19 protein-coding genes are annotated in these 18,370 nt (G+C 72.9%); 13 read left to right on the top strand and 6 right to left on the bottom strand.

Features of this window, described 5'->3' with window-relative positions:
- Both CXY01_RS02835 and CXY01_RS02830 read right to left on the bottom strand, forming a co-directional pair.
- Positions 1-1,536: glycoside hydrolase family 6 protein (locus CXY01_RS02835; RefSeq protein WP_186813269.1), on the bottom strand; the 1,536-nt coding region annotated here is incomplete at its 3' end.
- 174 nt (positions 1,537-1,710) lie between these two features.
- Positions 1,711-2,700 (bottom strand): LacI family DNA-binding transcriptional regulator, encoded by a 990-nt coding sequence (locus CXY01_RS02830; RefSeq protein WP_246124962.1) that lies wholly within the window; start codon positions 2,698-2,700, stop codon positions 1,711-1,713.
- 167 nt (positions 2,701-2,867) lie between these two features.
- Between CXY01_RS02830 and CXY01_RS02825 the strand changes: the two genes are divergently transcribed.
- A complete protein-coding gene (locus CXY01_RS02825; protein ID WP_307724378.1) occupies positions 2,868-5,603 on the top strand; it encodes a substrate-binding domain-containing protein in 2,736 nt (911 codons plus the stop codon).
- Positions 5,604-5,664: 61 nt separating this feature from the next.
- Here CXY01_RS02825 and CXY01_RS02820 read toward each other — a convergent pair whose 3' ends face one another.
- Both CXY01_RS02820 and CXY01_RS02815 read right to left on the bottom strand, forming a co-directional pair.
- On the bottom strand, positions 5,665-7,437 hold the full coding sequence (locus CXY01_RS02820) for a DEAD/DEAH box helicase (protein WP_146925506.1): 1,773 nt from the start codon (positions 7,435-7,437) through the stop codon (positions 5,665-5,667).
- A gap of 259 nt (positions 7,438-7,696) precedes the next feature.
- Entirely contained in the window at positions 7,697-8,110 is a 414-nt protein-coding gene (locus tag CXY01_RS02815; protein WP_246124961.1) for a CoA-binding protein, read from the bottom strand.
- Positions 8,111-8,213: 103 nt separating this feature from the next.
- Here CXY01_RS02815 and CXY01_RS02810 point away from each other — a divergent pair, with 103 nt between their 5' ends.
- The 8 genes from CXY01_RS02810 to CXY01_RS02775 all read left to right on the top strand — a co-directional run bounded on the left by CXY01_RS02810 (position 8,214) and on the right by CXY01_RS02775 (position 14,263).
- Positions 8,214-8,813, top strand: coding sequence for a CDP-alcohol phosphatidyltransferase family protein (locus CXY01_RS02810; protein ID WP_246124959.1), 600 nt, complete (start codon positions 8,214-8,216; stop codon positions 8,811-8,813).
- Positions 8,810-9,754: a DUF881 domain-containing protein gene (locus CXY01_RS02805; protein WP_146925504.1), complete on the top strand. Its 945-nt coding sequence runs from the start codon at positions 8,810-8,812 to the stop codon at positions 9,752-9,754. Before CXY01_RS02810 ends, CXY01_RS02805 begins: the two co-directional genes overlap by 4 nt.
- Complete coding sequence (locus tag CXY01_RS02800; RefSeq protein ID WP_056027523.1) at positions 9,751-10,083, top strand: small basic family protein; 333 nt, start codon at positions 9,751-9,753, stop codon at positions 10,081-10,083. Before CXY01_RS02805 ends, CXY01_RS02800 begins: the two co-directional genes overlap by 4 nt.
- A gap of 38 nt (positions 10,084-10,121) precedes the next feature.
- Entirely contained in the window at positions 10,122-11,483 is a 1,362-nt protein-coding gene (locus CXY01_RS02795) for a DUF881 domain-containing protein (RefSeq protein ID WP_146925503.1), read from the top strand.
- A 144-nt stretch (positions 11,484-11,627) separates the two neighbouring features.
- Complete coding sequence (locus CXY01_RS02790) at positions 11,628-12,092, top strand: FHA domain-containing protein (protein WP_146925502.1); 465 nt, start codon at positions 11,628-11,630, stop codon at positions 12,090-12,092.
- 40 nt (positions 12,093-12,132) lie between these two features.
- Complete coding sequence (ftsR, locus tag CXY01_RS02785) at positions 12,133-12,897, top strand: transcriptional regulator FtsR (protein ID WP_146925501.1); 765 nt, start codon at positions 12,133-12,135, stop codon at positions 12,895-12,897.
- Between the two features lie 67 nt (positions 12,898-12,964).
- Complete coding sequence (locus CXY01_RS02780) at positions 12,965-13,489, top strand: bifunctional nuclease family protein (protein ID WP_146925500.1); 525 nt, start codon at positions 12,965-12,967, stop codon at positions 13,487-13,489.
- Positions 13,490-13,669: 180 nt separating this feature from the next.
- Positions 13,670-14,263, top strand: coding sequence for a MerR family transcriptional regulator (locus tag CXY01_RS02775; protein ID WP_281285287.1), 594 nt, complete (start codon positions 13,670-13,672; stop codon positions 14,261-14,263).
- A gap of 96 nt (positions 14,264-14,359) precedes the next feature.
- On the opposite strand, the gene CXY01_RS02770 is transcribed toward CXY01_RS02775, so the two are convergent.
- Positions 14,360-15,124: a ParA family protein gene (locus CXY01_RS02770; protein ID WP_146925498.1), complete on the bottom strand. Its 765-nt coding sequence runs from the start codon at positions 15,122-15,124 to the stop codon at positions 14,360-14,362.
- A gap of 77 nt (positions 15,125-15,201) precedes the next feature.
- Between CXY01_RS02770 and CXY01_RS02765 the strand changes: the two genes are divergently transcribed.
- The 4 genes from CXY01_RS02765 (at position 15,202) to CXY01_RS02750 (ending at position 17,924) form a co-directional block, all read left to right on the top strand.
- Positions 15,202-15,846 (top strand): MBL fold metallo-hydrolase, encoded by a 645-nt coding sequence (locus CXY01_RS02765; protein ID WP_246124958.1) that lies wholly within the window; start codon positions 15,202-15,204, stop codon positions 15,844-15,846.
- Between the two features lie 61 nt (positions 15,847-15,907).
- Entirely contained in the window at positions 15,908-16,069 is a 162-nt protein-coding gene (locus CXY01_RS02760; protein ID WP_186813268.1) for a hypothetical protein, read from the top strand.
- Between the two features lie 36 nt (positions 16,070-16,105).
- The gene (locus tag CXY01_RS02755; protein ID WP_146925497.1) at positions 16,106-16,606 is read left to right on the top strand and encodes a GNAT family N-acetyltransferase; all 501 of its coding nucleotides are present in this window, start codon (positions 16,106-16,108) and stop codon (positions 16,604-16,606) included.
- Between the two features lie 316 nt (positions 16,607-16,922).
- Positions 16,923-17,924 carry a tyrosine-type recombinase/integrase gene (locus CXY01_RS02750; RefSeq protein ID WP_146925496.1) on the top strand — a complete coding sequence of 334 codons (1,002 nt, stop codon included), beginning with the start codon at positions 16,923-16,925 and terminating at the stop codon, positions 17,922-17,924.
- Between the two features lie 8 nt (positions 17,925-17,932).
- Here CXY01_RS02750 and CXY01_RS02745 read toward each other — a convergent pair whose 3' ends face one another.
- Positions 17,933-18,361 carry an iron chaperone gene (locus CXY01_RS02745; protein ID WP_146925495.1) on the bottom strand — a complete coding sequence of 143 codons (429 nt, stop codon included), beginning with the start codon at positions 18,359-18,361 and terminating at the stop codon, positions 17,933-17,935.
- Positions 18,362-18,370 lie beyond the last annotated feature (9 nt).

The following is an 18,370-nucleotide window of genomic DNA, read 5'->3' as shown; positions in this document are numbered from 1 at the left end:
ATATCCGGCGACGCCGGAACCACCGCTGTTGTCGGTCGAGGCGGTCCAGGACAGCGGGACCGACGTCGTGGTGGTGGTACCGGCCGTCAGACCCGCCGGCACCGAGGGCGCCGTCGTGTCGGTCGGCGTGGTGCCGCCGGGGATCACCGGGTAGGCGTTGGCGACGAGGGTCTTGAACTGCGCCTCGAACCACTGGCCGGCCAGCGGGGCACCGGGCGTGGCGCCGGTGAGCTGGTTGCTCAGCTTGGGCGACACGAAGGTCGGGTCGCACATGCGGTCGAACCGCTTGCCCTGGTCGTTCTCGATCTCGCTGGAGGCACCGTCGGACTCACCCGGGGGCTTGATCCAGACGAACGCGTCCAGGTGCGAGGCCGTGTAGCCCGAGGGCGTCGCCTGCGGGAGCTCGCCGATACCGGCACCGAGCGGGTTGCACCACGCGCCACGGTGGACGCGCTTGTCCACCTTGGACTCGTTCACGTAGGTGTTGTGGTTGGTGCTGGTCGACGCGGCGGTCGGACGGTTCGGACCGCCCCAGCCGTTGCGCGAGGTGTCGATCAGCATGCCGATCGACGACGGGAACCCGGCGGCGACGAGCAGACGGTGCATGTGCGCCGTGAAGTCGGTCTCGTCGAAGTCGAAGTTCCACTCGTAGAACGAGCTCGACCGGATCGGCGTGCCACCGACGGAGATCGAGGAGTCCGGCAGGTACGGCTCGACGAGCGGGGTGGTGTTGGCCACGTCGCTCACGAACCCGTCGACGGACGCGAAGCCGGCCGTCGTCGACTTGGCCACCTCGGCGAAGAGCGTGGCGGACGGACCGGCGTTGCTGTCCCAGCCGAGCCAGCCCGAGTGGCCGATGTCGATGTAGTTGTAGACGTTCGGGATGGCGTGGAGCTTGTCGAGCGCGTACTTCACGCCCGCCCGGTAGTAGGGCGCCGACTGCTGGCAGGCGGGCTCCGAGATGTTCGTCACCAGGTTCGGCAGCGAGTCGGGCTCGATCGTCGCCACGATGCGGAGGTCCTGGTACTTCGGGTCGGCCAGGAGCGCCGCGATGGCGTCGATGTACTCGGTCTTGTAGCGCGCCAGCCCGGCGTCGGTGGCGGGGAGCTCACCGTTCGACGCGAGGGCGAAGCAGTCGCGGCCGGGCAGGTCGTAGATGACCAGGTTGAACACGATCGGGCCCGCGCCCTTCTGGGCCACCGCGTTGTCCAGGTGGAACTTCAGGCCGTTGCCGTCCGCGTTGCCGGTGATGGCGCTGATCCGGTCCATCCAGACGGCGGTCGGCTGCTTGGCGACGGTCCGCATCTTCGCGGCCAGGGTCGCGTCGCCGGCACGTGTGGCAGCGCTCTCAACCGCTGCCGCGTACGTGGGGTTCACGTACTGCGTCGCGCCCGCGAAGGGGTTGTCGACGTGCGCCTCGGCGGCGCTCGCACTCGTGGTGATGCACAGGGGGGCTGCGAGCAGCGCCATCGCTGCTGCTGCGGTGGTGGCGGCGCGCAGACGCTGCCTCACCGCTCTCTTGCCGTGTGTGGACACGTAGTCCTCCGGGTGTCGATCGGCGTGCCCGGCCGGCCGTCCCGTCCGGGCGCATGTCGGCCGGGAAAGTCCACGGCGACTGGACGTAGATCACCATGCGGACTTTCCGGGCGGCACGGGGCAAATCGTTTAGGTTCTCGCCGTTACCAAAATGTGACATGGATGAGAGCGTTCTCATCTCGACCTGGGACCGGTGCTCCCGCGCACCGCGAGGCCGCCGATCTGGAGCTCGCGGCGTGCCCGGACGTCCCCGTCGAGGACCGCCAGGACGGCCTCTCCGGTCGCCGTCCCGAGATCCCGCTGGGCCGAGGGGAGCGTCGTGATCGACGGCGTGGCGAGCCGGCAGAGAGCCGAGTCGGAGCCCGCCACGACCGACAGGTCCCACGGCACGGCGAGCCCGGTCCGACGCGCGACGTCGAGCGCGGCGACCGCCATCTGGTCCGAGTCGTACACGATCGCCGTCGGCGCGCGGCCCCCGGTGAGCAGCCGCCTGGTCGCCACGGCCGCCTCCTCGGCGGTGCCCCCGGTGGCCTCGTGGACGAGCACGCCGCTCGCCGCGTCGAGGACTCCGGAGAGCGCTGCGAGTCGCTCGCGGGTGCGCACGAGCTCCTTGGGCCCGCTCACCAGGGCCACGTGCCGGTGCCCCAGCTCCAGCAGGTACCGGCCGACACGGACGAACGCCTCGGCGTCGTCGATGGTCACCGAGGCGAGGTCCACATCGCTCTGACCTGCACTGACGATCACCGCGGGAGCGCGCAGACGTCGGAGCGCGTCGATCCGCGGGTCCTCCGCGAGGACGTCGGTGACGACCATGACGTCGAACCGGCGCTCGGCCCACCACTCGCCGTACAAGGTCACGGCGGCCTCGGGCCCGTCGACGAGCTGGAGGACCAGGGCGAGGTTGCGCGTCGCCAGCACCTCCTGCAACGAGATGACGAACTCGAGCACGCCGGTGGCCTGCGCCACCGGGCCGGCGGCGCCGCGGTCGAACACGAGACCGATCGCGCGGGGACCCGTGCGCATCGACCGCGCGGCCGCGCTGGGCCGCCAGCCGAACTCGTCGGCGACGCGCAGGACGCGTTCGCGGGTCGCTGCGGAGACCCCCGGTCGACCGTTTAGTGCGTAGGACACGACGGCGATCGAGACACCCGCGGCGCGTGCCACGTCGGTAATCGTCGGACGTCGTGCCGGCGCCGGTGCGGGCGCGTGGGAAGGGGCGGGGGAGGACGGCCCGGGCGACGGCGTCGACGGCGACGCGGAAGAGCCGGGTACTCCGGAGTCATATGCAGGTGTGACCACGATCACCTAGTGTGTCGCCCGATGCGGGTGAAATGCATCATCTCGGCTCCGACGACGTGGGCGAGGGATGTGGGGTCATGGGAACAGTGCGGCGTGGACCGGTCTCACCAACGGCGAGACGGACGATCGGTGTGCTCTCGCCGGTGGTCGGCGGGTTCTACTTTGGGGCCCTGATCGCTGGGGTGGCACGGGCGGCTCGGGCAGCAGGGCATCGCGTGGTCGCGGTGCAGACCTACCCGGCGGGGCTCGACCGGGAGAGGTACCCGGACGAGTCGATCCTCGACGCGCCCGTGGCGCTCGGTGCCGTCGACGGGCTCGTCGTCGTCGGCAAGGCGCTGCGCAGCGACCGGCTCGCCTCCGTGCAGCAGTGGGGTCTGCCCGTCGTGCTCGTCAGCGAGGAGCCGCAGTCCGGCGACGACGCGGTGGTCCTCCCGGACAACGTCGGCGGCGTGCGCGCGGCCGTCGAGCACCTGCTCGAGCACGGGCACACGGCGATCGGCTTCGTCGGGTGCCTGACGCAGCGGGACATGCGCGAGCGTTTCGCCGCCTACCGCGCGACCCTCGCCGACCACGGCATCGAGGCTCCGGACGGGTGGATCTACGAGTCGTCGGACAACCACGAGCAGGGCGGCGCGGACGCCGCGGCGAAGATGCTCGCGGCCGGTTCCCCGACAACCGCGGTGATCGCAGCGACCGACCGCAACGCGATCGGGTTCCAGCGTGCCCTGCGGGCCGCCGGGCTCGTGCTCCCGCGCGACCAGGCCGTGATCGGCTTCGACCACGCCGACTCCGGGGCGCGCGTGACGCCGCGGCTGTCGACGGTCGACGCGCACTACGACCGGGTCGGCGAGACCGCGGTGTCGCTGCTGCTGTCCCGGATGCGCGGCGAGGACGTCCCCGGGGGCGAGTACCGCGCCCCGTCCACGCTGGTCCTGCGCGAGTCCTGCGGGTGCACCGAGTCCGCCCGGTCCGCGCCGGCGACGGGGTCGGGCGGCGGCAGCCGGAGCGGCTACCAGGTGCTGCGCGCCCTCGCCGGGACGGCGTTCGTGGGTCCGTCCGGCAGCGGCGGGGCTCGTCGCACCGGGGTGGCACCGCGCGAGACGTGGTGGCACGCCGTCGTGGAGCCGATCGAGACGGCGGCGGAGCGGGGGACGGTCCCCGGGACCGCGACCCTGGCCCGGCTCGCCGACGTCACGTCCGCGATGCAGCCCCACCCCGAGGCGCTCGAGCAGCTGGTCATCTGCCTGCGCGGCGTGGAGGCGGACGTGGTGGAAGCGCTCTCGCGTCCGGAGCACGAGGACGCGGTCCGGCGGTCCGTCACGGAGGTGCTGCTGGCGCTGACCAAGGGGTGCACCCGCGCGATGCTCGCCCGCAGCGGCCAGCTCGAGCGCACCATCGTCGACCAGTACGAGGTCGACATGGACCTCCTGCGTGGCGACGGGGCAAGCCCTCGGGCGCTGGGCTGGCTGCCGCGCGGGGTCCGGGGCCACGCGTGCCTCGGGCTGTGGCTCGGCGCCGACCGCGGCCCGGGGGACCGCGAGATGGAGGTCGTCGGCGTGCACGACACGTCCGGCACCCTGTCCCGGCTGGTCGGCGTGCGGACCACCGCGAGCCAGTTCCCGCCGGCGGCGCTGACGCGGGCGGGAACCGTCGGGTCCAACGAGCTGACGTTCGTCGTGCCCGTGACCTTCGGCGGCAGCGACTGGGGTCTGCTCGCCATCGACGGGACGGTGGAGACGCGCGCGACCAGCGCCCGGGACCGGTTCAACCACTGGGCGGCCCTCCTCGCGGTCGCGCTCGACCAGGAGCGTCTCCTGGCCAACCTGCGCGAGCAGCGCCGGGCACTGGAGCAGGCAGCAGCCCGTGAGCGGTCGCTGGCGGACACCGTGCGGGCGAGCGAGGAACGGTACGCGCTCGCCTCCATGGCCGCGCACGACGGCACGTGGGACTGGGACGTCTCGGCCGGCACGGTGTACTACTCGCCGCGGTGGAAGCAGACACTCGGTTACGACGACGACGTCATCGGCGACTCACCGGGGGAGTGGCTCGAGCGCGTGCACCCCGCGGACCGCGACGAGCTGTCGGCGTCGATCGCCTCGCAGCTGGCCGGTGCCGGGTCGCCGCTCGAGCTGGAGCACCGTGTCCGGACGTCCTCCGGCGACTACCGGTGGATGCTGTGCCGCGCCGTCACCGTGCTGGACGACGCCGGGTGCCCGGCCCGTCTCGTCGGCGCCCTGGTGGACGTCACCGAGCGCAAGGAGCAGGAGATCGCCCTCCAGCGCGACGCGCTGCGGGACCCGGAGACGGGCCTGGTCAACCGGCTGCTGTTCCTCGACCGGCTGGGTGCGGCGGTCCTGCGGACCCGACGGTCGCCGGGGTACGACTGCGCGCTCGCCGTGGTCCGCGTCCTGGACGGGCCGTCCATCCCGACGCAGGGCCACGTCGAGTCGGAGGGTGACGCACGCCTCGACCTGCACCGGGAGCTGGTCCGGCGCCTGCGCCGACCGCTGCGCGAGGGTGACACCCCCGCACGCATCGCCGAGGACGACTTCGTCGTCCTGCTGGACGACGTGGGCCCGGGTGGCGTGCCGCCCCGGCTCTCGCTCCTGCTGGACCAGCTGCGCCAGGAGCTCGGGTCGCGGCTGGCCATCGGCGTGCTCGGCAGCATCCGCGGGTTCCGGGACGTCGGCGAGGTGCTGCGGGAGGCGGACATCACGCTCCTGCGCGGCGCCTCCCGCCAGGGCCGGTCCGGCTCCGTCCTGCGGTAGCGACAGCACGACGCCCCCTGCCTCCGTCGAGGAGGCAGGGGGCGTCGGTGTGCGACGTGCGTCAGCTGCGGCCGCGCGCGGGGCCGTGCGTCGGCCGCGAGGCGCCGTGCCCCGGGCGGGGGCCCGAGTCGAGCCGGATGCGCAGCGGCCGACCGGCCACCCGCGTCCGCGCGAGACGGTCGATCACGTCGGCGGAGAGACCGGCCGGGATGTCCACGAGCGCGAAGCTGCCGAAGATGTCGATCTTGCCGACGTCCTTGCCGGTCAGCCCGCCCTCACCGGTGAGCGCACCCACGAGGGCACCCGGCTGCAGGCCGTCGCGGTGGCCCACGGCGACGCGCCACCGCGGCGAACCGCCGGCGACGTGCGTGTCGGAACGACGGCGCTCGCCGCGCTCGGGATGGTCGCCCCGGTCGTTGCTGCCGCCCGTGAGGTGGGCGCGGGAGAGTGCGTCGTCGAGGTCGTCGCCGTGCTGCACGGCCACGGGTCCCTCGTCGCCGACGGCCAGCGCGGTCACGACGGCGAGCAGCTCGAACGGGTCCACGTCCGGGTTCTGCGCGAGGTGCACCGCGATGGCCTCGCGGTAGAGGTCCAGGCGGTCGAGCTCGGCGCGTGCGGCGGTGCGCGCCAGGAGCGTCTGCACCCGGTGCGCGGAGACCTCGGCGGGCGACGGGATCTCGACCTGCAGGAGCGACTGCCGCGTGGTGCGCTCGATCTGCCGCAGGCGGGACTGCTCGGACGGCGTGACGAACGACAGCGCCTCACCCTCGCGACCGGCCCGGCCGGTACGGCCGATGCGGTGCACGTAGGTCTCCGGCTCACGCGGCACGTCGAAGTTGACGACGAGCCCGATCCGGTCGACGTCGAGCCCGCGCGCCGCCACGTCGGTGGCGACCAGGACGTCGAGCGCCCCGGTGCGCAGCCGGTCGACGATCTTCTCGCGCTCGGTCTGGGCAACGTCGCCCGAGATGTAGGCCGCGGAGATGCCCTTCTCGATCAACGCGCTCCCCACCTCCTCGGCCGCGCCGCGGGTGCGGACGAACACGATCGCCGCGTCCGCCGGCGACACGGCGAGCACGCGGGCGAGCGCGCCGGTCTTGTGGCGGTGCGGGACGACGGCGTAGGTCTGGCGGACGCTGGTGACCGTGGACGCCTGGCGCGAGACCGTGATCTCGACCGGGCGGTTGAGGTGCTGCTCGGCGACGCGGCGGATCTGCGGCGGCATGGTGGCGGAGAACAGGGCCACCTGGCGCTCGCGCGGGGCGGCGGAGAGGACCTTGTCGACGTCCTCCGCAAAGCCCATGCGCAGCATCTCGTCGGCCTCGTCCAGCACGAGGAAGCGGACGTTGTCCATCTTCAACGTGCGGCGGTCGAGGTGGTCGAGGACGCGGCCGGGGGTGCCGACGACGACCTGCGCACCGCGGGACAGCGCGCGCTGCTGCGGCAGGAACGGCGACCCGCCGTACACGGCGAGCACGTTCAGGCCCGGCAGGTGCGTCGCGAACGACTGGATGGCGTCGGCGACCTGCATGGCGAGCTCACGCGTCGGCGTCAGCACGACGGCCTGGACCGCCGGGAGGTCGTAGTCGATCGCCGCCAGCAGCGGCAGACCGAACGCGGCGGTCTTGCCGGTGCCCGTCTGGGCGACGCCGACGATGTCGCGGCCGCTCAGCAGGGCGGGGACGGCCTGGGCCTGGATGGCCGAGGGGACGGTGAAGCCGAGGTCGGAGATCGCGGCCTCGAGGGCCGGCGGCAGACCGAGGTCGGAGAACGTGGCGTCGGCCGGAAGGTCCGTGGGGACCGACGGCGCGGCAGAGGACAGGACAGAGCTCATGAAATGGGGGAACCGATCATCGCGGGGCGGAGCCCTGAACCGTGCACCGGGTCGGCGAACAGCGGGTCGCAGCCCCGGACCACCCAGCGGCAACCGCTCACGCGATGCCTAGACCACACGACGCGAGGCGGGCCCCGACCGCCTCAGCGGTGGTGCCGACGCCTCGAAGGGGGACGCGACGAACTCCAGATTCGTGAAGGAGTCTACCGGGCGCACGGCTCTGTCGGCAGAGAAGCCGCAGGTGACGTCCGGCACAACGTCACAGGCCGCGCCGCGGACCCTCTATCGCCGGGCACGCGTCCATCACGACGTCGAGCCCGGCGGCACGGGCGCGCTCGGCAGCCGCCTCGTCGACCACCCCCAGCTGGAGCCAGACGGCCCCGGCTCCCGCCGCGATCGCCTGGTCGACCACGTCGCCGCACCGCGCGCTGTTGACGAACACGTCCACGACGTCCAGCGAGCCCTCCACCTCCGCCAGCGACCGCACGCCCGGCGCTCCGTGCACCGTCTGTGCCTTCGGGTGCACCGGCACGATCACGTTCCCGAGCGACTGGACGTACCGCGAGACGCCGTAGGCGGCACGCGCGGTGTTGGTGGACAGGCCGACGACGGCCCACCGGCCGGGGGTCGTCAGGAGCCGGGTGATCACGTCGGGATCGTTGCGGTGAGCCACCTCAGCACTGTCGCACCACCCGACCTGCGCCGCAGCCGAGGGCGCGCCGTCGTCGGAGGCCCGCTCCGTGGCCGCATAGGATCGACGCCGCCAGGACGAGACGGTGACGGGGGAGGCAGTGGCGAGCAACGACGTCGTCTCCACGCGCGTGCTGACCGTCCCCAACATCATCAGCCTCGTGCGGCTCCTGCTCGTCCCCGTCTTCGCGCTGCTGATCGTGCGCGGCCAGGACGGCTGGGCGGTCGGCGTCCTCGCCATCTCCGGCGCCAGCGACTGGCTGGACGGCGTGCTCGCGCGCCGGCTCGGTCAGGTCTCCCGCCTGGGACAGCTGCTGGACCCGGCGGCGGACCGTCTCTTCATCATCGTGACGCTGGTCGCGCTCGCCTGGAGCGGCGTGGTGCCGTGGTGGCTGCTCGGCGTGCTGGTCCTGCGGGACGTGGTCCTCGCGGTCATGCTCGTCGTGCTGGCCAGGGCGGGCTACGCCCCGCTCCAGGTGCACCTCGCGGGCAAGGCCGGCACGTTCGCGCTGCTGTACGCGTTCCCGCTCCTCCTGCTGGCCCAGTGGGACTCGTGGGTGGGGACGGCCGCCGGGGTCGTCGGGTGGGCCTGCGCGCTGTGGGGCGTCGCGCTGTACTGGTTCTCCGCCGCGGTCTACCTGACCCAGGCGCGCCACCTCCTGCGCGTGCCGGCGAGCGCCGGATGACCCCCCGGCACGGCTCCGGCGAGGTGCAGCGCAGCCCCGACGCCTCGATGACCCTCATCAACGAGTTCTACCGACGCCCCCTCGACCCCGGCTACGCCGACGCGGCAGCCCGTCGCGCCGCCGGTTCGGAGCCGCGACGGACGCGGCGGTCGACCGTGGGTCTCGTGGCGCTGGCGATCGGGCTCGGCCTGGGTGCCACGGCGGCCACGCTCGCGCTGCGCCAGCCCACCACCTCGGTCCAGGAGGCCCGCGAGCTGCTGGAGTCCCAGATCGCGCAGCGCAGCGAGGAGGCGGACGCGACCCAGGCCGACATCACCGCGATGACGGAACAGATCGCCACCCTGCAGGAGGACCTCCTCGGCGACGAGGGCCGACCCGTCAGCGACCAGATCGACGAGGTCGCGGTCGAGGCCGCCGTCATGCCGGTCACCGGTCGTGGCCTGCGGCTCGTCCTGACAGATGCCCCGTCCGACGACCCGGACGTCGTGGACCCAATGTCCCGGGTGCAGGACGTCGACCTGCAGATCGTGGTGAACGGGCTGTGGGCCGCCGGAGCCGAGGCCATCGCCGTGAACGGACAGCGGCTCAGCGCGATGACCGCGATCCGTAGCGCCGGCGACGCCGTGCTCGTCGATCTCGTGCCCCTGGCCAGCCCGTACACCGTCGAGGTCGTCGGCGACGCCACCCACATGCAGACGGAGCTCGCCCGAGCGGCCGCGGGACAGCACCTCGCGACGCTGCGCACGACCTTCGGCATCGGCGTCCAGCTGTCGTCGCAGAGCAAGCTCGAGCTCCCGGGCACCGGCCTCGTCACGATGTACTCGGCGCGGGTCCCTGTGACCAGCGCGGACCCCGTCCCCGAGCCGGGACCAGCGGAGGGTGCGCTGGACGAGGGCGATGTGGCAGGGTCTGCTGGTCCGACAGGGAGGGACGGCACGTGATCGCAGTCATCGGCCTGGTCATCGGGGTCGTCGGGGGTCTGCTGCTGCAGCCCACGGTGCCCCTGGAGCTCCAGCCCTACCTCCCGATCGCCGTGGTGGCGGCCCTCGACGCTCTCTTCGGGGGCCTGCGCGCCATGCTCGACGGCATCTTCGACGACCGGGTCTTCCTCATCTCCTTCCTGTCCAACGTGGTCGTCGCCGCGTTGATCGTCTTCCTCGGTGACCAGCTGGGCGTCGGCACGCAGCTGTCCACCGCCGTCGTCGTCGTGCTCGGCATCCGGATCTTCTCGAACGCCGCCTCGATCCGCCGTCACCTGTTCAAGGCGTGACGATGCGGCCCCAGGACGGACGAGACGCGGGAGACCCCATGCCCCCTGCGGACGAGCCGAACTCCCTGCCGCCGGTCGTCCCGGACGAGGCCGACGAGCCGAGCTTGGTCCCGTCGCTCGCGTCCGACGCCGAGGCGCCGAACTCCCTGCCGCCGGTCGTGCCGGAGGAGGCCCACGAGCCGAGCTCGGTCCCGTCGCTCGCGTCCGACGCCGAGGTGCCGAACTCCCTGCCGCCGGTCGTCCCGGACGAGCCTGACCCGGGGGAGCCGAGCTCCGTGCCGCAGGTCCTGCCGGACGGGGCCGAGCCCGCCGACGAGCCGAGCCCGCTCCCGTCGGTCGCGTCCGAGACCGAGGCGCCGAACTCGCTCCCGCCGGTCGTCCCGGACGAGCCTGACCCGGGGGAGCCGAACTCCCTGCCGCCGGTCGTGCCGGACGAGGACGGACCCGCTGACCTCGACTCCGCGCCTCCCGACAAGCTGGAGGCCGACGCGCTCCCGCCGCCGGCCGTGCTCGACGAGGCGCAGACCGAGGAGATGGCCCCGCCGGCCGCGGACGCGCCGGGCGACCGCGCGGCCCGGCCCCAGGACGTCAGGATCTTCGTGGCGCCGGACGACGCGTCCGACGTGCAGGACGTGACGGAAGGTGACGTCCCGACCGCGGAGGCCGCTGCGTCGTCTCCGAGCGGGTGGGCCGTCCTGCGACGGGCGCTGGCGCCGCGGGCGACCCGTGCACAGATCGTCGCCGGGGTGCTGTGCGCGGTCCTCGGTTTCGCCGTTGTGGCGCAGGTGCGCCAGTCGGGTGAGACCGACCTGGCCGGCATGCGCCAGGGCGACCTCGTGCGCATCCTCGACGAGACCACGAACCGGAGCGACGCGCTGGCCCGCGAGGCGGCGGACCTGGCGCGCGAGCGTGACGACCTGCTGTCCGGGTCGGACCGGAGGCAGGCCGCGCTCGACGCCCTGCGGCGCAGCGCGGAGACGCAGGGGATCCTCGCGGGTCGGCTGCCCGCCGAGGGGCCCGGCGTCATCGTGACGCTCACGGAGCCGGACAGGTTCATCAAGCCGAACACGATGCTCAACATGCTCGAGGAGATGCGCAACGCCGGGGCGGAGGCGATCCAGCTCAACGGCCAGCGCATCACCGCGAGCAGTGCGTTCACGGGCACCGGTGGGGCCGTGGTGCTCGACGGGGTGGAGCTGAGCGCGCCGTACCGCTGGATCGCGATCGGCGACCCGGACGCCATCGCACCGGCGCTGCAGATCCCTGGCGGAGCGATGGCCCAGGTGCGCAACAGCGGCGGCAAGGGGACCGTCGACCAGCTCGACCTGGTCCAGGTCGACGCGGTGCGCATCGTGCCCGAGCCGGTCTACGCGACCCCCGTTCCTCCGCAGGGCGATTAGTCCCGGTCTGCGTGGTCGGTCGGCACGATCGTGCCTGGTGGGAGCCTGGGACGTGCTGCGCCGACCCGCCCGGTCCGCATAGGGTGTGTGCCTGACCCCGAGGTACGCCGGTGGTCGACGTGAAGAACGGGCCCGGGAGGTGGCATGAGCGGCGAGGACCCGCAGGTCGGGCGTCCGGCCCACGGACCCGACACGACGATGAGCTTCGGAGCGATCGAACCGGTCGAGATCGAGGCGTCGGCGCCCGTCGGACTGACGCCGGACGAGGTCGCCGCGGTGCACGCGCTCCCGCCGACGTCGGCCCTCCTGGTGATGCAGCGCGGTCCCAGCGCGGGCGCGCGGTTCCTGCTCGACGCCGAGCGGACCGTCGCCGGCCGGTCGACGGGGGCCGACATCTTCCTCGACGACGTCACCGTGTCGCGCAAGCACGCGGAGTTCGTCCGCGAGGGGACGACGTTCGCGGTGCGGGACATCGGGTCGCTGAACGGCACCTACGTCAACCGGTCGCGCATCGACCAGACCGTGCTGCGGTCCGGTGACGAGGTCCAGATCGGCAAGTACCGCATGACGTTCCACCCCAGCCCGCACCGCGACGCGGCCGGCGCGTGAAGGGCCGGTCCCGGACGCTCGGCCCGAGGGGAGCCCTCACGTGACGAGCGCTCGCTCGCAGCGCGTCCAGGCTCCGGAGGTCCCCGCACCCGACGGCGAGCACGAGCCGTGGCCCCGCGGCATCTCGCGCCGGGCGTCGATGCGGATCTCCGACGTGCTGGCATCGCTGCAGATCGAGTTCCCGGCCGTCACCACGTCCAAGCTCCGCTTCCTCGAGGAGCAGGGGCTCGTCGAGCCGGTCCGGACCGCGGCCGGCTACCGGCAGTACTCCCCGGCGGACATCGAGCGTCTGCGGTTCGTGCTGCGCCAGCAGCGGGACAGGTACATGCCCCTGAAGGTCATCGGTGACCGCCTCGCGGCTCTGGACGCCGGCGAGGAGGACGAGCCGGCACCGCGGGCACGCCTCGCCACGCGTGACGGGGTCCGCGAGGTCCCGGGGACGCGCTGGACCATCGACGTGCTCGCCCGTGAGGCCGGCGTGGAGGTGGGCTTCATCGACGAGCTCGTCACCGCGGGCGTCCTGCGGGTGCACCGCTCCGGGTCGTTCGACCTGTGGGCGCGGGAGATCGTGGTGGCCGCCGCCGCGCTGGCCGAGCACGGTATCGACGCTCGGCACCTGCGGCAGTTCCGCACGGCCGCGGACCGGCAGGCGGACCTGGTCGAGCAGGTGGTCGCGCCGTGGCGGGGGCAGCGCAGCGCGTCGTCGCGCGCCCGGGCGGGCACGTTGGCGGCCGAGGTGGGCGAGCTGTGCACGCAGATGCACACCGCGCTCGTGCGCGCCGCCGTCTCCGACCTGACCCCGTAGCGCCTCCTGGAGACCTCACAGCCTGTGGGGGGCGCCGGATCGGCGTCGGCGTCGTAGCGTGGGCTGCATGGGAGAGGACGCCGAGCTGGTTCCGGTCGAGATCGTCGGCGTGCGCCAGCATCTCGCCGACGAGGAGATCGTCGTGCTGCTGCTCGACCCCGACTCCGAGCTCCTGGTGCCGATCCTGATCGGTGCCGCCGAGGCGAGCGCCATCGCCTCCGCCCAGGCCGGGATCGTGCCGCCGAGGCCCATGACGCACGACCTCCTGCGTGACGTGCTCATCGCGGTGGGCTCCGGCCTGACCCGGGTCGAGATCACCCGCCTCGAGGACGGTGTGTTCCACGCCGCGCTGGTGCTGCGCACCGGGCCCCGCGTGGACTCGCGGGCGTCGGACGCGATCGCGATGGCGCTGCGGTTCGGGTGCCCGGTCCTGTGCTCGGCGGAGGTCGTGGCGGTGGCCGGGGTCGAGGTGCGGACGACCACGTCGGAGCAGGACCTCGAGCGGTTCCGCCGATTCCTCGACGCCGTGACGCCGGAGGACTTCACCACCGGGGTGGAGCCGGACGACCAGGGTGGCCCCGAGGGCCGATGAGTCGTCGCGGCGACGGGCCGGCCGCGGCAAGCGGGTGAACCTTCGCGTTCAGGTCGAAGGTAAGACTCGCCAGCCGCGACACGCCCGGAGGGCGTCATGGCGTCCACACCTCCACGGGCCTAGTCTGACAAGCAGCCGGGGGAGATGTCCGCCGACCGGCGCGCGACGAGTGGAGGATCCGTGACCAGCAACGAGAGCGCCGAGAGCGTCAGCGGGGTAGTGCCGCAGCGCGCTCAGGGCATGCTGTTCGACGACGACCTCCCTGACCTCGACACCGCGACCGGCTACCGGGGACCCACCGCGTGCCGGGCCGCCGGGATCACCTACCGGCAGCTGGACTACTGGGCCCGGACCGGGCTCGTCGAGCCGTCGATCCGCCCGGCCACCGGTTCGGGCACCCAGCGCCTCTACAGCTTCCGCGACATCCTGGTCCTCAAGGTGGTCAAGCGGCTGCTCGACACGGGGGTCTCGCTGCAGCAGATCCGGACCGCGGTGAGCCACCTCCGCGAGCGCGGTGTCGACGACCTCGCCCAGATCACCCTGATGTCCGACGGTGCGAGCGTCTACGAGTGCACCTCGGCCGATGAGGTCATCGACCTCGTCCAGGGCGGCCAGGGCGTCTTCGGCATCGCGGTCGGCCGGGTCTGGCGCGAGGTGGAGGGCACCCTCGCCGCTCTGCCCACCGAACGGGCCGAGGAAGAGGACGAGCTCGCCGTCCAGCCGTCGGCACAGGACGAGCTGGCGCTGCGTCGGCAGGCGCGAACCGCCGGCTGACCCACGCACCTCCCGAGCGGCTGCCCGTCAGGGTGGCCGCTCGCTGCGCGTCAGCGCCGGGTACGCGGTTCGTCGGCGCCCGGGTTCCGCGGTGCGTCAGTGCCGCGGTGCGCGCAGGGCGCGGTCGAGCAGCGCGTCGAACGTGCGCGCCAGCTCGGCGGCCGCGGCGCCCGGCCACGCGTGCACGGGCTGGGCGGCACCCTGGGCCTGCTGGAGCGCTGCCCGTTCCGGCACCGGGGGAGTGAGGACGAGGGGCCCGTAGAGGGTCTGCAGCTCCTCGAGCCGGAACGCCTGCTCGATGGAGCGCGAGCGGACCCGGTTGACGACGATGCCGAGCGGCTGGAGTGCGGGCGCGGGTCCGCGCCGGAGCTCGTCGATGGTGCGCATCGCGCGGCCGACCGCCATCACCGCGAACAGGCCGGGCTCGGTGACGACGAGGGCGCGGTCGCAGGCCGCCAGGCCTGTGCGGGTGAGCCCGCCGAGGGACGGCGGGCAGTCGACGATGACGAGGTCGTACCCGTGCACCCACGACAGCGCGTACCGGAGGCGGTCGACGTCGGTACCGTCCAGCCGGTCGTGCACCGCGGACCGCTCCGAGCCGGCGAGGACGTCCAGACCGTCGTCGGCCCAGGACGACAGGACGGTCGCTGCCCGCATCGTCGACTCGTCCGGCTGGTCGAGCACCGAGGCGACGTCGCCGGCCTGTGGGCGTGCCCCGAGCGCCATGGTGCTGTCGCCCTGCGGGTCCATGTCGATGACGAGCGTGCGCAGACCGCGTTCGAGGGCTGCCGACGCCAGACCGAGGGTGATCGACGTCTTTCCCACGCCACCCTTGAGACTGCACACCCCGAGCACCAGCACGTGCGCAACCGTATCCGGGCGACGCGTCGGGAGCGAAACGCCGCGCGCGTTCGCGCTGGTCAGGACAGACTGCACGGATGAGCATCCGTCTGACGCGCTGGGGACATGCCTGCATCCGACTCGACCGGGGCACGGACCGCCTGGTCATCGACCCCGGGGTCTTCTCCGAGCTGCCCGGTGCGCTCGACGGCGTGGAGGCGGTCCTCGTCACGCACGAGCACCCCGATCACCTCGCCACGGAGCCCGTGGTCGAGGCCGTCCAGGGCGGCGTGCAGGTGTGGGCACCGCAGGCGGTCGTCGACGCCCTCGTCGGGGCCGGTGCACCCGCCGACCGTGTGCACGCGGTCCGTGCCGGGGAGACGTTCGGCGCCGGCGGCTTCGAGGTCGCGGCACTGGGGGAGTGGCACGCCTTGGTCCACGAGGACGTCCCGCGCATCCACAACGTCGGCTATCTCGTCGAGGGGATCCTCCACCCGGGGGACGCCTACGTCGACCCGGCGGGCGCCGACGTCGCGGTGCTCTGCACACCGATCGGAGCGCCGTGGCTCAAGCTCGGTGAGGTCGTGGACTATGTGCGCAGCGTGGGGCCCGACCGGGTCGTCGTCGTCCACGACGCGCTGCTCAGCGCCATCGGCCAGGGCATGGCGAACGGGCTGCTCGGCCGGCTGGGTGGTGCGGGCGAGCCGATCTCTCTCGACCCGGGCGAGGGCATCGACCTGTGAACCTGCACGCATCTCGTACATGCACCGCCCGTGCGGTGTGTCACATCGGAAGGAGAACCAGGTGACGGAGTCCGTGGGGCACGAGGTGCCCGAGCTCGAGTACGACGAGACCGTGCCGCCGCGACCCGAGGAGGAGATCGCCGACGTCGCACGGTCCGTCCCGGATCCTGCCGGGCACGGGGGAACGCCACCGGGTGAGCCGACGGCGCGCGACGAGCCCTGAGCGCTCTTTTCGGCCGACGTGAGGCATCCTGTGTCTGTGCTTGTCCAACAGGTGGTGGAGAACGACTGGAAGCTTGTCCAGGATGTCCGGCTGCGCGCCCTGCGCGAGGACCCGGACGTGTTCGGGGCGTCGCTGGCCAGGGAGGAACGGTTCACCGAGTCCCACTGGCGGATGCGCATCCGGACGACCACCACCTGGGTCGCCGTGGACGACGACGGCGTCGGTCGTGGCATCGTCACGATGATGCAGGAGCCCGGCTCGCCGGTGGACGACCGGCACATCGTCGCGCTGTGGGTGGCGTCGGAGTCCCGGCGCCACGGCGTCGGCTGGGCGCTGCTGGACGCCGTCCGTCAGGCTGCCGTCGCACAGGACGCCCGGACCGTCTCGCTGTGGCTGCTGGACGGCAACCATGCCGCCGGCGACCTGTTCGTCCGGGCAGGCTTCACGCGCACGGGTGAGCGTCAGGTGGTGCCGCGCGACCCGTCGCAGACCGAGGAGCGCTACGTGCTGACCCTGCGCGACGCGGCGACGACTTGACACCCCTTCCGAACGGCAGAATCGTAGTGTTACGCACATAGGCGGCACTATGCAAGAAACATCTGAACCCCTCGTGTGCGCCGATCAGGCTCCGGATGCTCGCTTGGCGGGGTTCCCTTCGTCGCAACGGTCCTGACTCCTCCGGTCGTCATGACGAAAGTCCGCTGGACCGAGTTCGACGGCGGTGCTGCGTCGCCCGCCACGATCGGCTTTGCTCCACGCGCGAGGGCTTCCTGCGGGTCGGCCGCGCCACTATGCGCGCAACCGGCGGCGCGTCGCCGCCCGCGGCGCAGAGAGCCGACCTAACGTGCGCTGCATGGGTGTTCCGCTGAGCGAGGTCGTCGACCAGTTCCTCATCGACCGTGCGACCCTCACGCGCCGCGGCCTGACCGAGAGCTCGCGTGAGAACTACCGGCGCGACATCGTCGTGTGGGCCACGGTCATCGCCCGCCAGGCCGGCCGGCTCGGTGACCGGCCCACGCCGGAGGACCCCGCCCCGCTGGACGTCGTGCTGGTCGACGACCTGACCGAGACGCAGATCAAGAACGCGTACCGCGTCATCCGGCTCCAGGAAGCCGTGAGCACCACGCAGCGCCGGGTGGGCACCCTGCGACTGCTGTGCCACTGGCTCCAGCTCGAGGGCCACCTGGGTGTCGACCCGACGCTGCGCATCGAGGCACCCGAACGCCCCGTGCGGCTACCGGCGGGCTGGAACGACGACGAGCTCGAGCGCCTCGCCGACGCCGTCTGGGAGGAGCGCAAGGCGCACGCCCGGCGCTGGCCGGCGCTCGAGCGCGCGACCTTCGCGCTGCTGTCGACGACGGGCGTGCGCGCGGCCGAGCTGTGCGCCATCACCGAGCAGTCGCTGCGCCGCGACTCCGGCGGAGAGGTCGTCGTCTCCGTGATCGGCAAGGGGAACCGGCAGCGCATCGTCCCCGTCCCACCGGAGGCGATCACCTTCGTCGAGGAGTACCTGCAGGAGCGGACGGTGCGGTTCGGCACGCTCCCCGCCGCCTCTCCCCTGCTCCGCCGGGCCGACGGTGTGCCGTTGACGCGCGGCGCCCTGCGGCACCTGGTCGACGGCTGGATCGCGCGCTCGGGCGTGCCCAAGCAGGAGGGCGAGTCGGCGCACGGGTTCCGGCACACGTACGCCAAGGGACTGATCCGCTCCGGCGTGCCGGCGCCCGCGGTGCAGGCGCTCCTCGGCCACGAGGACCTCAAGACCACGGGCATCTACGTGAAGGCCACGGCGGCCGACGTCCGCGACGCCGCGCTCCTCTCCCCCGCCCGGCAGGTCCTGCGCGCCCGCACGCCGTAGCCCTCGCGTCAGCCGACGGCCTTCTTCACGAGCGCGGCGATGCGCTTCTCGTCAGCCGTGGTCAGCGACACCAGCGCGAAGGCCGTCGGCCACATCGAGCCGTCGTCGAGCGCCGCGTCCTCGTTGAAGCCGAGCGTCGCGTACCGCGTCTTGAACTTCGACGCGGCCTGGAAGAACACGACAACCTTGCCGTCCTTGGCGTAGGCGGGCTGGCCGTACCAGGTCTTCGGGGCGAGCTCCGGCGCCGTCTCGGTGACGATCGCGTGGATCCGCTCCGCCATCGCCCGGTCGTCGGGGTCCATCTCCGCGATCTTGGCGAGCAGGTCCTTCTCACCGTTCGCCGCGGCCTTCGACCCTCGGCGGGTCTCCTTCGCGCGCTCCTTCATGGCGTCGCGCTCTTCGGCCGTGAACGCTCCGGCCTTGGTGCTCTCGGTCATCTCAGAACC

This window comes from Cellulomonas xylanilytica, assembly GCF_007989805.1.
GTDB classification, from domain to species: Bacteria; Actinomycetota; Actinomycetes; order Actinomycetales; family Cellulomonadaceae; genus Cellulomonas; species Cellulomonas xylanilytica.
Note: the sequence above shows the minus strand (reverse complement) of the source record. Positions and strands in the feature narration are given on the sequence as shown.